Genomic DNA, 13,590 nt, shown 5'->3' with positions numbered 1-13,590 from the left:
AAGATTTGTCCTGCACCCTGTCGGCAATTGCGTTACTCATTCGTCATTCACATGAGACGGAGGACACGGTGCTCTACGCAATCCTTTGCTACAATTCCGAAGACGTGGTCGGTTCCTGGACCAAGCAGGAGGACGACGAGGTGATGGCACGGCTGGGCGCGGTGCAGGAAAAGATCGCCGAGGCCGGCAAGCTCGGCCCGGTGGTACGCCTTCTGCCCACCACCGCCGCCACCACGCTGCGCAAGGGCCGCGACGGGCCGCTGGTGATCGACGGACCCTTCGCCGAAACCAAGGAGCAGTTCCTGGGCTTCTACGTCGTCGACTGCGAAACGCTCGACGAGGCGCTGGACATCGCCAAGGAATTGCAGGCCGCCAATCGCGGCCCGGGCGCCTATGAAATCCGGCCCGTCAGCATATTCAGACCCGGAGCATTGACCACATGACTGCCGATCCCTCCTGGATAGACGACGCACTGACGGCCGCCCGGCCGCAAGTGGTCGGCGCGCTTCTCCGCTATTTCCGCGATCTCGACGCGGCGGAGGAAGCGTTCCAGGAGGCGTGCCTGCGGGCGCTGAAGAACTGGCCGGTGAACGGCCCGCCGCGAAATCCGGCCGCCTGGCTGATCTTCGTCGGCCGCAACAGCGGCATCGACGCGGTGCGGCGGCGGGCCAAGCAGACGCCGATGCCGCCCGAAGAGACGGTGTCCGACCTCGACGATGTCGAGACGCCGATGGTGGAGCGGCTCGACGGGGCCCACTATCGCGACGATATCTTGCGGCTGATGTTCATCTGCTGCCACCCGGATCTGCCGGCCACGCAGCAGGTGGCGCTGGCGCTGCGCATCGTCTCGGGACTGAGCGTCAAGCAGATCGCGCGCGCTTTCCTCGTCAGCGAGGCGGCGATGGAGCAGCGCATCACGCGGGCCAAGGCGCGCATCGCGCGCGCCGACGTGCCTTACGAGGCGCCGGGTGCGGTGGAGCGCTCCGAGCGGCTGGCGGCCGTCGCGGCCATGATCTACCTGATCTTCAACGAGGGCTACTCGGCCGGTGTGGAGGAGGCGGACCGCCGCGCGCCGCTTTGCGACGAGGCGATCCGGCTCGCGCGTCTGCTGCTCAGGCTTTTCCCGACCGAGCCGGAGATCATGGGACTGACGGCGCTGCTTCTGCTGCAGCATTCACGCACCGCCGCGCGCTTTGCCGCCGACGGTTCGATCATCCTGCTGGAGGACCAGGACCGCGGCCTGTGGAACGGCGCCATGATCGCCGAGGGGCTGGCGCTGATCGACAAGGCCATGCGCCATCGCCAGCCGGGGCCGTATCTCATTCAGGCGGCGATCGCGGCTCTCCATGCGCGTGTGGGCAAGCCGGAAGACACGGACTGGGCCGAGATAGAGCTGCTCTATGCCATGCTGGAGCGGCAGGAGCCGTCGCCGGTGGTGACGCTGAACCGCGCGGTCGCGGTCGCCAAGGTGCGCGGACCCGAGGCGGCGCTCGCCATGGTCGAGCCGCTGGAGGAACGCCTGTCGGGCTATTTCTATTTCTTCGGGCTGAAGGGCTATCTGCTCATGCAGCTTGGGCGCTCGGCCGATGCACGCTGCGCCTTCGACCACGCGATCGCGTTGGCGAATACGCCGGCGGAGGCGGCGCATATCCGCATGCACCTGGACAGGCTGATGAAGGAAAGCGGCGAAGCGGCGCGGGCTTGAACGCAGCGTCCCTCCCCGTCGCGAGACGGGGAGGGACTTGTTGTAAGTACAGATCAGCTGATGAAGAAGTTTTGCGTGCCATGGGCCTCGATGGCCTCGGCCAGACGGCTCAGCGCATGCACATAGGCCGCCGTGCGCATGGTGACGTCCTTCGAGCGGGAAATGTCCCAGATCGCCTGGCCTTCGCGCTCCATGATGGTGCGCAGGCGGACGTGGATTTCCTCGACCGTCCAGTAGTAGCCCTGACGGTTCTGCACCCACTCGAAGTAGGACACGGTGACGCCGCCGGCATTGGCCAGGATGTCGGGCAGCACGATCACGCCGTTCTTGGCCAGGACCTCGTCGGCTTCCGGCGTCACCGGGCCGTTGGCGAGCTCCAGCACGAGCTTGGCCTTGACGTTGGCGGCATTGCCTTCGTGGATCATGTTTTCCAGCGCGGCCGGAACCATCAATTCACAGTCGACGCCCACGAGATCTTCCGCCGAGATCGCCTGGTGGCCGTTCTTGCCGGCCGTCGAGACGACGGAGCGACCTTCGTTCTTGGCCGCGAACAGCGCGTCGAGGTTCAGACCGTCAGCCGCGAAGACCGCGCCCTCGGAGTCCGACACGGCAACGATCTTGTGGCCGTCGGAGGCGAGCAGGCGGGCGATGTGCTGGCCGGCATTGCCGAAGCCCTGGACGGCGACGCGCAAGCTGGCGGCCAGGCCGAGGTCCTTGGCCAGGTGGCGCACCAGATAGTAGCCGCCGCGGGCCGTGGCGTCGCCGCGACCCAGCGAGCCGCCGAGCGCGATCGGCTTGCCGGTGATGACGGCCGGTTCGGCCGAGCCGACGATCTGCGAATACTCGTCGGCCATCCAGCCCATGATCATGGAGTTGGTGTAGACGTCCGGCGCGGGGATGTCGCGGTCGGGGCCGATGATGCGGGAGAAGGCCTGGATGTAGGCGCGCGACAGGCGCTCCAGCTCGGCCTTGGAGAGCTTGCGCGGATCGACCTGCACGGCGCCCTTGCCGCCGCCATAGGGCAGGTTCATCACGGCGCATTTGAAGGTCATCCAGAATGCGAGGGTTTCGACCTCGTCGGCCGTAGAGTCCGGATGGAAGCGGATGCCGCCCTTGGTCGGCCCGCGAGTGTCGTCATATCGGCATCGCCATGCCAGGAACGATTTTCGAGATCCGTCGTCCATGCGGATCATCAGGCGAACTTTGGTAGTCTCTCGCGGGAATTTCAGTTTCTCGATGACATCGGCGTCGATGTTCAGGTGTGCGGCGGCCTCGTCGAGACGGACCAGTGCGTTATCGAGAAGACTGTCTGCGGACATCATAGTTCCTTCTTTTGAGATCCAAAGGTTCGGGCGCGCAGAGCGCGCGCCCTGCATTTGCCATAGGTGACTGCCCAAAGCCAAGCCGCAGAAGGTACAAAGCGCCTCTCGCGAAGCATTTTTGCACTCCACGCGGCTCTTTTGCGAAATTTTCGGTCGTTTCGACGGCTGCCGGAGGCGGGCCGTGTCTTTTCTACGCGCATTGCGGCGTTGGGAATGGGCCAGCGCAGGAATATGATTGTCACCTTGCGGAAGGTCCCGGCTTGTACATGGAAGCGCGATCGGTGAAACAAAGGGCCGGGCGCGGACTTTCCATGTGCCGCCGCGCAGGCAAGGGACCGGAGCAGCGCCATGCAACGACATCAGTTCGGGCCGACCGGCCGCGAGGTTTCCAGGATCGGGCAGGGAACATGGCGCCTCGACGAGGCGAATCGGGCCTCGGCGGTGAATACGTTGCGCCGGGGGCTGGAGCTGGGCATGACGCATATCGACACTGCCGAATTGTACGGCGATGCCGAGCTTGTCGTCGCCGAGGCGGTCGCGGGACGGCGCGACGAGGCCTTCATCGTTTCCAAGGTGCTGCCAAGCAATGCATCGCGCGCGGGCACCATCGCGGCCTGCGAGAAGTCGCTGAAGCGTCTCGGGACGGACCGGCTCGACTGCTATCTGCTGCACTGGCGCGGCATCTATCCGCTCGACGAGACGTTCGGAGCCTTCGAGGACCTGCGGCAGGCGGGAAAGATCCTCTCCTGGGGGGTGAGCAATTTCGACGTGGAGGATCTGGAGGAGGCGTTGAGCGTGGCCGGGCCCGGCAAGATCGCCTGCAACCAGGTGTTCTACTACCTCCAGGAACGCGCCATCGAGCACGGCGTGCTGCAATGGTGCCAAACGCATGGCGTGGCCGTTGTCGCCTACAGCCCCTTCGGCCAGGGGGCGTTTCCCCATGAAGCATCGGCCGGGGGCCGACTGCTTGCCGAAATCGGCGCCGCGCATGGCGCCACGTCCAAGCAGGTGGTGCTCGCCTTCCTGGCACGGGAGCCATGGATATTCGTCATTCCGAAGGCTTCGAGCGTCGATCATGCGGTCGAGAACGCCGCCGCCGGGGATTTGCGCCTGAGCGACGACGAGATTGCCCGCATCGACAGCGCGTTTCCGCGCCGGCGCTGGCCGGGAAGCCTGCCGATGCTCTGACCGCTTTCGGCCGCTCACGCAGCGCGGTCAGGGCGGTCGCGCGCTTCAGCCTCGGATGAGCCCGGCTGGCGGCCTTGCGTGATCAGCAGCGCGCTGCGCTGCCCGGTGGTGTGGATCCACAGCCAGCTAAGCGCCACGCTGAGGCGGTTCCTGACGCCGATCAGGAAGAAGATGTGGGCGATGCCCCAGATCCACCAGGCAAGCGCGCCGCGCAGCTTGATCCAGCCGAAATCGATGACGGCGAGCCGCTTGCCGATCGTAGCCAGGCTGCCGGCGTGGCTGTAGCGGAAGGGCCGGGGGGCCGGTTCGCCCTTGAGCCGGGCCTTGATGACCTCCGCGACGTAACGGCCCTGCTGCTTTGCCGCCGGCGCGATGCCCGGGACCGGCAGGCCGTCGGGAGCGGTAACCGCGGCGGTGTCGCCGATGACGAAGATTTCCGGATGGTTCGGCACTGTGAGGTCAGGCTCAACCTCAACGCGGCCGGCGCGGTCGGCGGGCGCGCCGAGCCATTCCGCGGCCGGCGAGGCGGCGACCCCGGCCGCCCAGATCACGGTGGCGGCCGGCAGATAACGGTCGCCGTAGACGACGCCTTTCCCGTTGCAGGCGCTCACCGCATGCCCGAGATGCACCTCGACCCCGAGCGACTGCAGCGCCTGATCCGCATAGGCCGATAGATCCGGCGGAAAGCTGGGCAGGATGCGCGGGCCCGCCTCGATCAGGATGGTCCGGGCCATGCGGGTGTCGATGTTGCGGTAGTCGCGCCAGAGCGTCACACGCGCCAGTTCGGCGATGGTGCCGGCCAACTCCACGCCGGTCGGGCCACCGCCGATGATGACGAATGTCAGCAGCGCGGCGCGGCGGAGCGGATCCGGCTCGCGTTCGGCCCGCTCGAAGGCCAGCAGGATGTGCCGGCGCAGCCGCGTGGCGTCCTCCAGCGATTTCAGCCCGGGCGCGAAGGGCTCCCACTCGTCGTGGCCGAAATAGGCGTGGCGCGCGCCGGTTGCCAGCACGAGCGTGTCGTAGTCGACCTCGCTGCCGTCGCCGAGCAGCACGCGGCGCCGGGCGGTGTCGACCGCGACCACCTCGGCCAGAAGCGTCGTGACCTCGGGGCGGTCGCTGACCAGATGCCGGATCGGCCAGGCGATTTCCGACGTGGCGAGCGAGGCCGTCGCGACCTGGTAGAGCAGGGGCTGGAAGAGGTGGTGGTTGCGGCGGTCGATCAGGGTGATGCGCACCGGCGCACCCTTCAACCCCCGAACGGTCTCGAGGCCGCCGAATCCGGCGCCCACGATCACCACGTGATGGTCCTGCACTGTCCCGGACATGATCGCCCAGCCCCATGAAGGTGCGGTGTCGGCAACGTGTGCAGCAAGCTTGCCAGCATCGGGGCTAGATCGCAATCCGGGCTGTTTCGGACTGCAGAAGCAGGCAGCCGAACCGTTCCGCGAACGGTCCTGCTGCCGAAAAACTCTAGCCGCGCCGGGATGCGGCGTGGTCTTTGCGGAACTGCTCGACGACCTCGGCAGTGGCGACGCCGCCCTGCGGGCCTTCGATGGTGACGGCCCGCGAGGCTGCGGCGATCGCGAATTCCATCGCCGATTGGAGGTCCTGGCTGCGGCCGATCGCGTAGACGAGGGCGCCGCCGAACGTATCGCCGGCGCCGGTCACGTCCACCACCGGCACCTCGTAGCCGGGCACCTTGATCATGCCGGTGCCGTCATAGGCCTCGGCCCCGGAGGCGGCGAGGGTGCGGATGACGATGCGGACCCCGTGCTCGCGCATCCAGGCATTGATCGCGGCAAGATCCGGCGTACCGAAGGAGAGGCCGAAGCCGATCTCGTTCATGATGAGGATGTCCGCGCCCTCCAGATATTCGAGGTCGACAGGCTGGAAGCCGTGGACATCGAGGTCGAACACCAGCTTCCGGCCATGGGCGCGCAGGTCGGCGAGCAGCTCCGCGCCGGCAAGGCCGTCGCCGCGCAGGCGCTTGGCGCGAGCGGTGGTGATGTAGAGATAGCCGGGCTTGCGCAGCGCCTCGAGTGCCGGCGCGGGCAGTACCATCGGCGGCTCGCCGGTATCGCCGATCAGCACGACATGCTCGCCGCCGACGAGGAAGATCATGTTGTGCGAGTTGGGTACGTCGGCGTCGTGCAGCATGTGGGTGGTGGCCACGCCGACCCGGTTGAGCTCGTCGCAGAGCCGGCGCGACAGCGGGCTGTGGTTGAGCAGCGAGATGAACTCGGTCGGCCCGCCCAGGCCTGCATGCACGCTCGCTGCGTTGGCGATCATGCCGCCGACATAGCTCTTGTTCTCGCGGATATAGGCCTTGTCGGCGAGGCCGGGCCAGCGCTCGGCCGTGTAATAGTCATCGAGCGCAACGTCGCCGATGAAGAACGCCGTCAGGCTCCGTTCCGCGTCAGCCATTCGCCGCCTCCGGTGCGGTCACGAGCACGGGACCGTTCTTGACCTCGACCCAGGGGGAAGCGCCAAGGCCGCAGGTCGCCATCCAATAATAGCGGGCTTCCCTGTCCACGCCATGGCAGGCGTCGTGCCAGGTACCCTTGTTGAGGACGACGGCCGTGCCCGGCTCGATGACGAAGGCGCGAATGTTCTCGGCGCTCGGATAGTCTTCCTCGGTCGGTGCGGCTACCGCCAGAACAATCGGGTCGGCGGCACAGAACAGCGCCTCTTCGGTGAGAAGATGGCGCTCCATCTTTGCCGTGCTGAACGGGCAGGCGCTGCCCAACGTGAAGCCGAGGCTGCCGTTCGAGCTGATGAGCGGGTTGGCGGTGTAGGTGTCGGACCAGCCCGGCCCCTCGGAATGGATGGTGCGCGTGGCCGGGTCAGCCGAGGCTTGAGACGACTTCATGTCGTAGACGCGGCCGAAGGGCGAGAAATCGCTTTCGAGCACGTTGGCTGCCTGGATCTGCATGGCTCAAGCTCCCATCCGCAGCGCGACAGCTGCGTTTTCGGCGCGCAGGCTCTCGACCGCCTTGATCAGTTCCGCGACATGCGATCCCTCGACGATGCCGGTGTCGGTGTAGGTATCCTTGAAATAGCTGCCGACAATCGCCCCGTCTGCCTCGAGAAGCTGCTCGCGGGCGTTTCCGGCGGTCAGGCCGGCGCCGATCAAAAGCGGAAAGTCGCTGCCGGTCGTGGCGCGGAAACGGCGCACCTTGTCGAGGTCGGTCACCTGGCCGGTGGCGTCACTGGTCACTACGATGGCGTCGCAGCGCGACTTGCCGATCACCAGGTCCTCCGGTTCCGAGCGGCCGGATTTCACCGGCTGGTACTTGAACCGCACGCCGCCGAACAGGACGGACGAGACCTGGCCGCGCAGCTCGGCCAGCTCGGCGGCGAAGTCCTTGTCCTCCTCGGGCGGCAGGTGGCCGGCAACCGAATCCATCTGGATGAAGTCGACCCTGAACTGCTTCGCCAGTTCGAAGGCCAGATGGTGGTCGCGCAGCACGTTCAGCCCCACGAGCACGTCGGGATTGCGCGTCTCCAGCCATTCCAGCACGTTGCGGACGTCGTCCTTGTCGCCGAAATAGTTTTCCACGATGACGCCGTCGACGCCGTTGGCGATCAGCGTCTCGGTCTCCTTGCGGGCGATGTCGAGGCGCTCCTCAGCGGATGCGCCCGTCAGGTGCAACATGCCCAGGATGGGCTTGGGAGTGACGAAGATCTCGCTGAACCGGTTATTCAAGTGATTGTCCTATCTGCTGAAATCATGCCGGTGGGAGGGCCGGCGAAAAAGGGCTAGACCGAGGGCGGCCGTGGCGTGGCGCGCGGGTTGACGCCGTTCCACGATGTTCCGACCTTCATTTCGAGTGTTGGCGAATAGATCACCGAGGTTCGTTCCACGAGCTCGTCGTTGCTGTCGTAGACATCGCCGCTCGCGCAGATGAAGCCGGGCACGTCGGGGGAGGGGCCGAACACCTGCCTGGTGAGATCCGACTGCGGGGCGATCGACAAAGTGAGCTCGGAGCGCGTCGGCACCACGCTGTAATGCTCGCGCATGACCTGGTAGAGGGACAGCTGCTCGAAGTCGAATTTCTCCAGGCCGGGAAACCGCTTCAGATCGAGCCAGGACGTGTCCAGATTGAGGAAGGTCTGGGTTTCCTCGGTGGCCACCCCGCGCGCGCGTACCAGCTTCAGGATCGGCCCGTTCGGGCCGTCTTCGATGGTACGGGCCAGCACCGTGGTGATCGGTCGCTGGCCGCGCGCGCGGGAGAAGTCGGTGAAGCCACCGAAGTTCCAGATGCTGTGATTGATGGGGGTGTACGTGACCAGCGTGCCCTTTCCCCGGATCTGCTGGACAAGGCCTTCCTTGACCAGCAGGGCCACGGCATTGCGGACGGTGCTTCGCGTGATGCGATGCTGGTCCTTCAATACCGTTTCCGACGGGATGGCATCCCCTTCGGCATATTCGCCGTCGAGGATGCGCGACCGCAAGATCCGGTAGAGCTGCGCGTAGAGCGGCGTCGGATCGTGCGGGTTGAGAGCAAATTCACCAGTCATCGGACCGAAGTTCCCCCTTCGGGATCACTTCCCTGCGTTCACAGTGAAGGATTCCACAGCTGCGCCCTTGAGGCCGTAGCGATCCAGGATGTCCGTGTAGGCGCCGTCGGCCTTCATGGCATCCAGGGTCGCCTTGACCGCTTCACGCAACTGAGTGGATTCCTTGGCGAATGCAATGCCGTAGTTGCCCGGATCGTACAGGTCGCCGATGGTGTAGAACTGGTCGGGCTGCTGCTTCTGCAGGTCGAGCACGCCCTCGAAGCCCATCATCACCGCCTGGGCACGATCCTGCTTGAGCTGCATGAGCTGCTCGCCCAGCGTGCCGATCTGCAGCAGGTTCATCTGGGCGGAGGCGTCGCAGGTCTCCTTGCTCAGGCTCTCCATGAAGCCCACCCAGCTGGTGCCGGTGGCGACCGAGACGGTCTTGCCGCACAGATCCTGGACGGTCTTGATGCTGTCCTGGTACGCCACGGGTGCGAAGATCTTGTTGCCGGTCTTGAAGTAGTCGATGAAGTCGAGCTGTTCCTGGCGCGTGGTCAGATCCGAGAAGGCGGTCCAGATCATGTCCGAGCGGCCGGTGGTCACCGAGGTGATCAGCTGCGAGAAATCGACGTTCTGGAAATTGATCTTGAGGCCGAGGCGCGCTGCCACTTCCTTGGCGAGGTCGATGTCCGCGCCCTTGAGGTCGGTCGAACCGGCGTCCGAATATTCCATCGGCGGGTAGGCCAGGCTGATGGCGACGTTCAGCGTACCGGCGTCGCGCACGCTCTCGGGCAGCATCTGCCGCAGTTCTTCACTTGGCGCGGTGTCGGCGGAGGCGGCGACGATGCTGCCGGGAACGCCGAGCGCTAGCGCGGTGGCCACCGCCAGACGGGTGATCGAACCGAGATGGCCCGAACGGCGGTTGGTTTGGTTGGACTTCATTACATGCTCCTCTTTCATGCACATTGAGAGCGGGTTGAAATTCATCGGGGTGCTAGGCCAGCACGCGGGCCAGGAAGCTGCGCACGCGCGGGTCGGTCGGGTTGGCCAGCACTTCGGCCGGCGGCCCCATCTCGCGGATTTCGCCGTCGACCATGATCGCGACCCGGTCCGCGACCTCGCGGGCAAAGCCGATCTCATGGGTGACGACGATCATGGTGGTGCCGGAGGCGGCCAGCTCGCGCATCACGTCGAGCACTTCGCCCACCAGCTCCGGGTCGAGCGCGGAGGTCGGCTCGTCGAACAGCATCACCTTCGGGTTCATGGCCAGCGCGCGCGCAATGGCGACACGTTGCTTCTGGCCACCGGAGAGCTGCGCGGGATAGGCATTGCCGCGGTCGCCGAGCCCGACCGAGGCGAGCAGCTTCTCGGCCCGGGCGATAGCCGAGGCTCGCGGCTCCTTGCGCACGATGACCGGGCCTTCGATCACGTTTTCCAGAGCTGTCATGTGCGGGAACAGGTTGAAGTGCTGGAACACCATCCCGATCTCGCGCTGCTGCCGCCGCACCTTCCGGGGCGGCAGCTCCTTCAGGATGCCGTTGCGCATCTCGTAGCCGATGATCTGGCCGTCGATCCAGACCACGCCGTCGTCGACCGTCTCCAGATGATTGAGGCAGCGCAGCAGGGTGCTCTTGCCGCTGCCGGAAGGGCCGAGGATGCACAGCACCTCGCCGTTGCGGACCTCCAGGTCGACCCCTCGCAGAACCTCGCTGCCGGCGAACTTCTTATGGATGTTGATTGCCTTGACGATGGTGTTCGTCATTGCGCCTTCTCCAGTGCGGGCGTGTTGGCGGAGCCAAGGCCGAAAGGTAGCTTGAACAACGACCGGGAGCGGGTCTGGGACGCGCCTTTGCCGTAGCGCTTTTCGATGAAGTACTGGACGACGCTGAGGACGGTGGTTCCCCCCAGGTACCAGATGGCACACACGAACAGGAGCTCGATCACCGCGCCGTTGACGAAATAGACCTGCTGCGCGGCGTTGAGCATTTCGGTGCAGGAGATCGCGGCGGCAAGCGACGAGAATTTCAGCATGCCGATCGCCGAGTTGCCCAGGACGGGTACGATCAGGCGCATGGCCTGGGGCAGGATGATGCGCCGCAGCGTCTGGAAACGCGACATGCCGAGCGTGTTGGCGGCCTCGGTCTGGCCTTGGTCGACGGAGTTGATGCCGCCGCGCACGACCTCCGTCATATAGGCGCCCTCATTGATGCCTAGGCCCAGAAGCGCGGCGACGAACGGGGTGACCACGTCGACCACCCTGCCTGTGTAGATCCCGGGGATGACGAGCCGGGGAAAGACCAGCGCGATGTTGAACCAGATGAGAAGCTGCAGCAGCACCGGCGTGCCGCGAAAGACCCAGACATACAGCCAGGCCACGAAGCGGGTGACCGGATTGGCCGACAGGCGCATCACCGCGAAGATCGTGCCGAGCGTCAGGCCGATCAGCATGGCCAGCGCCGAGATCAGCAAGGTGGTGCCGAAGCCGCGAACGATCACGTCGGCAGTCAGGAACTGGCCGACCATTCCCCAGCGGATCTGGCCGTTGGCGAAGGCCCGGACCAGAAGCCCCAGCAGCACGAGGACCACAACGCCCGCTGCCCACCGGCCCGGGTGCCGCAGCCGGACGATCTTGTAGCTGCGCTGCCGGAGGGCCTCCACCTCGACGCGCTGCGGGCTTGAAGCCGCCTCTGAAGCCATCGGTAACGTTCCCATTTGATTGTATGGTTAGGTGTACAACTTTGCTTAACGGGAAGCGCGTCCTGAGTCAATCGGACCTCGGGTGGAGGCCGGGCGGTGGCGATCGAGGAGGCGCGGCCGGACGGTGCCCGCAAGTTCCGCCGGCATGCGGGTGCCTCGCAGGCAATGCGTTGGCCGTGTCCGGGTTTTAGGCTCGATTGGCGCGGAACCGAATGACCGCGCCGCAAAACCCGCCCTGCGGGCAACGCCTCCGAAGTTTACAATTGCGTAATACCTAAGGGCTACGGTCCAAGGTGGCGATCGTTTGATCGGAAATGGGTTCGGAATGGTTCTGCGACGAGGGTTGCCTCGCGGATCAAGAGATATGACAAGCATCAATTACAAGCCTTGCGTGAGTAGCGTCAAAATCTCTCGTAATCGAACCAGGCTCCCCTAAAATCCTTCGATTGACACGGCCTGCCCGGATTTGCGGGCGGCGACGTCGAATTTCCACCCTGCATCGCATGGCGCGAAGCTGAAGGCTTCCCGTCTCGCGACTGGACACCGTCAGCTGTTACGGCCTGCAGGCAGCAACCCAATCCCATCCCTACGGCAAGGAAACGACCCATGAGCTCCACCGTGCTCGACGCAACGCCACCCGAGGATTCGCGCCCACGGTCTTCAAGCTTCACCATGACGCGCAAGCTGATGCTGAGCTTCTCGGCGATCGTCTTCGTCAGCGTCGTCATAGCGGCCTTGGTGATGCGCGCGCTCACCACCGTCGAGGTCGCGAGCAAGGACTACGAGGCGGCGAGCCGCCTGCTCATCAGTGTCGGCCAGGCCGAGGCGCTACATCTTGACCGGCTCAATCTCGCCCGCCTCTACGTGCTGTCGCAGCGGGACGAGGTGGAGGCTCGCTATCGCGACACAACGCGGCAGTTCGAGGAGCAGATTGGCGAGGCCAAGAGCAAGGCGGAAGGCAACAGCGACATTATCGAGGCGATCGAGAAGTTCCATGTCGCTGCCGGGACGTGGCGCCAGGAGGTCGGCGATTCCATGGTCGAGCTGGCGAGCAGGCCCGAGATGTTGCTGCGGGCACGGGAGATGGCCTCATCCACGCGCGCTACCGAGACCCAGGCGGCGGTTCGCACGACGGTCGGAGATGTGCGTAACGAGATCACCGACTGGCTGAACGACATTGGCGAGATGAAGGACGACGCGGTATATACCGCAGAACGTCTCCAGCTTGGCGGTGCGGCGGCGACGCTTTTGATCTTGGTTCTGATTGGCTGGTGGCTTTCGCATCAGATTGCGCGTCCGGTGAGCCGGATGACGGGGGCGATGCGGGCGCTGGCTTCTGGCGACCATACGGTGGCGATCCCGGCTGTGGGGCGGCGCGACGAGGTCGGGCAGATGGCGGCGGCGGTGGCGACGTTCAAGGAGGCGGCGATCGCCAAGCTGAGGCTGGAGGCGGAAGCCGAGGCGAGCCGGGCGGCGGCCGAAGCCGAGCGGGCGGCGGTGGCCGCGGCCAAGGCCGAGGAAGACCGTCAGGACCAGGTCGCGATCGCGGCGCTCGGCGAGGGCCTCGACAAGCTGGCGCATGGCGACCTGCTGCACCGCATCGACGCGCCGTTCCCGGACAAGCTGAGCAAGCTGCGCGCCGACTTCAACGACGCGGTGGAGAAGCTGCAGCAGACGCTGGCGTCGATCTCGACCAGCGTGCGGGCGATCCATGCCGGCACCGGCGAGATCTCGAGCGCGGCCGACGATTTGTCGCGGCGCACCGAGCAGCAGGCGGCGAGCCTGGAGGAGACGGCGGCGGCGCTCGACGAGATCACGGCGACGGTGAAGAAGACGGCGGACGGGGCGGTGCACGCCCGCGCGGTGGTGTCGGCGGCCAAGGGCGACGCCGAGACCTCGGGCACGGTGGTGCGCCAGGCGATCGCGGCGATGGGCACGATCGAGAAGTCGTCGGAACAGATCGGCCGCATCATCGGGGTGATCGACGAGATCGCCTTCCAGACCAATTTGCTGGCGCTCAACGCCGGCGTCGAGGCGGCGCGCGCCGGCGACGCCGGCCGCGGCTTTGCCGTGGTCGCCTCGGAGGTGCGGGCGCTGGCGCAGCGCTCGGCCGAGGCCGCGCGCGAGATCAAGGGGCTGATCTCGGCCTCGACGACGCAGGTCGGCGAGGGCGTC

At 65.9% G+C, this 13,590-nt stretch carries 13 protein-coding genes; 4 read left to right on the top strand and 9 right to left on the bottom strand.

Annotated features, from left to right (window positions below; all coding sequences use genetic code 11):
- Positions 1 to 68: 68 nt before the first annotated feature.
- The gene (locus ABLE85_RS07765) at positions 69 to 443 is read left to right on the top strand and encodes a YciI family protein (protein ID WP_348792146.1); all 375 of its coding nucleotides are present in this window, start codon (positions 69 to 71) and stop codon (positions 441 to 443) included.
- The gene (locus ABLE85_RS07760; protein ID WP_348792145.1) at positions 440 to 1,705 is read left to right on the top strand and encodes an RNA polymerase sigma factor; all 1,266 of its coding nucleotides are present in this window, start codon (positions 440 to 442) and stop codon (positions 1,703 to 1,705) included. Before ABLE85_RS07765 ends, ABLE85_RS07760 begins: the two co-directional genes overlap by 4 nt.
- Before the next feature lie 53 nt (positions 1,706 to 1,758).
- Here ABLE85_RS07760 and ABLE85_RS07755 read toward each other — a convergent pair whose 3' ends face one another.
- A complete protein-coding gene (locus ABLE85_RS07755; protein ID WP_348792144.1) occupies positions 1,759 to 3,024 on the bottom strand; it encodes a Glu/Leu/Phe/Val dehydrogenase in 1,266 nt (421 codons plus the stop codon).
- A 351-nt stretch (positions 3,025 to 3,375) separates the two neighbouring features.
- On the opposite strand from ABLE85_RS07755, the gene ABLE85_RS07750 reads away from it, so the two are divergent.
- Positions 3,376 to 4,215, top strand: a complete 840-nt coding sequence (locus ABLE85_RS07750; RefSeq protein ID WP_348792143.1) for an aldo/keto reductase — start codon at positions 3,376 to 3,378, stop codon at positions 4,213 to 4,215.
- 14 nt (positions 4,216 to 4,229) lie between these two features.
- Here ABLE85_RS07750 and ABLE85_RS07745 read toward each other — a convergent pair whose 3' ends face one another.
- From ABLE85_RS07745 to ABLE85_RS07710, 8 genes are all read right to left on the bottom strand, one after another.
- Positions 4,230 to 5,540, bottom strand: coding sequence for an NAD(P)/FAD-dependent oxidoreductase (locus ABLE85_RS07745; RefSeq protein ID WP_348792142.1), 1,311 nt, complete (start codon positions 5,538 to 5,540; stop codon positions 4,230 to 4,232).
- Positions 5,541 to 5,685: 145 nt separating this feature from the next.
- Positions 5,686 to 6,639, bottom strand: coding sequence for a carbohydrate kinase family protein (locus tag ABLE85_RS07740; protein ID WP_348792141.1), 954 nt, complete (start codon positions 6,637 to 6,639; stop codon positions 5,686 to 5,688).
- Positions 6,632 to 7,147, bottom strand: coding sequence for an ureidoglycolate lyase (locus ABLE85_RS07735; protein WP_348792140.1), 516 nt, complete (start codon positions 7,145 to 7,147; stop codon positions 6,632 to 6,634). Before ABLE85_RS07735 ends, ABLE85_RS07740 begins: the two co-directional genes overlap by 8 nt.
- A 3-nt stretch (positions 7,148 to 7,150) precedes the next feature.
- Complete coding sequence (locus ABLE85_RS07730) at positions 7,151 to 7,921, bottom strand: BtpA/SgcQ family protein (protein WP_348792139.1); 771 nt, start codon at positions 7,919 to 7,921, stop codon at positions 7,151 to 7,153.
- A gap of 53 nt (positions 7,922 to 7,974) precedes the next feature.
- The gene (locus ABLE85_RS07725) at positions 7,975 to 8,736 is read right to left on the bottom strand and encodes a GntR family transcriptional regulator (protein ID WP_348792138.1); all 762 of its coding nucleotides are present in this window, start codon (positions 8,734 to 8,736) and stop codon (positions 7,975 to 7,977) included.
- A 24-nt stretch (positions 8,737 to 8,760) separates the two neighbouring features.
- Positions 8,761 to 9,660 carry an ABC transporter substrate-binding protein gene (locus ABLE85_RS07720; protein ID WP_348792137.1) on the bottom strand — a complete coding sequence of 300 codons (900 nt, stop codon included), beginning with the start codon at positions 9,658 to 9,660 and terminating at the stop codon, positions 8,761 to 8,763.
- 52 nt (positions 9,661 to 9,712) lie between these two features.
- Positions 9,713 to 10,480, bottom strand: coding sequence for an amino acid ABC transporter ATP-binding protein (locus ABLE85_RS07715; RefSeq protein WP_348792136.1), 768 nt, complete (start codon positions 10,478 to 10,480; stop codon positions 9,713 to 9,715).
- On the bottom strand, positions 10,477 to 11,415 hold the full coding sequence (locus tag ABLE85_RS07710; RefSeq protein WP_348792135.1) for an amino acid ABC transporter permease: 939 nt from the start codon (positions 11,413 to 11,415) through the stop codon (positions 10,477 to 10,479). The genes ABLE85_RS07715 and ABLE85_RS07710 overlap by 4 nt, the downstream gene beginning before the upstream one ends.
- A 606-nt stretch (positions 11,416 to 12,021) precedes the next feature.
- Between ABLE85_RS07710 and ABLE85_RS07705 the strand changes: the two genes are divergently transcribed.
- Positions 12,022 to 13,590 (top strand): methyl-accepting chemotaxis protein (locus ABLE85_RS07705; protein ID WP_348792134.1); only part of this gene is annotated, 1,569 nt, incomplete at its 3' end.

This window comes from Mesorhizobium sp. KR1-2, from assembly GCF_040045035.1.
In the GTDB taxonomy this organism is placed as follows: domain Bacteria; phylum Pseudomonadota; class Alphaproteobacteria; order Rhizobiales; family Rhizobiaceae; genus Pseudaminobacter.
This window is presented reverse-complemented; position numbering and strand designations above follow the sequence as displayed.

What these genes read in the sequence shown, in the direction of transcription:
- ABLE85_RS07760 (WP_348792145.1), top strand. Translation starts at nt 440, where the DNA reads ATGACTGCCGATCCCTCCTGGATAGACGACGCACTGACGGCCGCCCGG.
- ABLE85_RS07755 (WP_348792144.1), bottom strand. Translation starts at nt 3,024, where the DNA reads ATGTCCGCAGACAGTCTTCTCGATAACGCACTGGTCCGTCTCGACGAG.
- ABLE85_RS07750 (WP_348792143.1), top strand. Translation starts at nt 3,376, where the DNA reads ATGCAACGACATCAGTTCGGGCCGACCGGCCGCGAGGTTTCCAGGATC.
- ABLE85_RS07745 (WP_348792142.1), bottom strand. Translation starts at nt 5,540, where the DNA reads ATGTCCGGGACAGTGCAGGACCATCACGTGGTGATCGTGGGCGCCGGA.
- ABLE85_RS07740 (WP_348792141.1), bottom strand. Translation starts at nt 6,639, where the DNA reads ATGGCTGACGCGGAACGGAGCCTGACGGCGTTCTTCATCGGCGACGTT.
- ABLE85_RS07735 (WP_348792140.1), bottom strand. Translation starts at nt 7,147, where the DNA reads ATGCAGATCCAGGCAGCCAACGTGCTCGAAAGCGATTTCTCGCCCTTC.
- ABLE85_RS07725 (WP_348792138.1), bottom strand. Translation starts at nt 8,736, where the DNA reads ATGACTGGTGAATTTGCTCTCAACCCGCACGATCCGACGCCGCTCTAC.
- ABLE85_RS07720 (WP_348792137.1), bottom strand. Translation starts at nt 9,660, where the DNA reads ATGAAGTCCAACCAAACCAACCGCCGTTCGGGCCATCTCGGTTCGATC.
- ABLE85_RS07715 (WP_348792136.1), bottom strand. Translation starts at nt 10,480, where the DNA reads ATGACGAACACCATCGTCAAGGCAATCAACATCCATAAGAAGTTCGCC.
- ABLE85_RS07710 (WP_348792135.1), bottom strand. Translation starts at nt 11,415, where the DNA reads ATGGCTTCAGAGGCGGCTTCAAGCCCGCAGCGCGTCGAGGTGGAGGCC.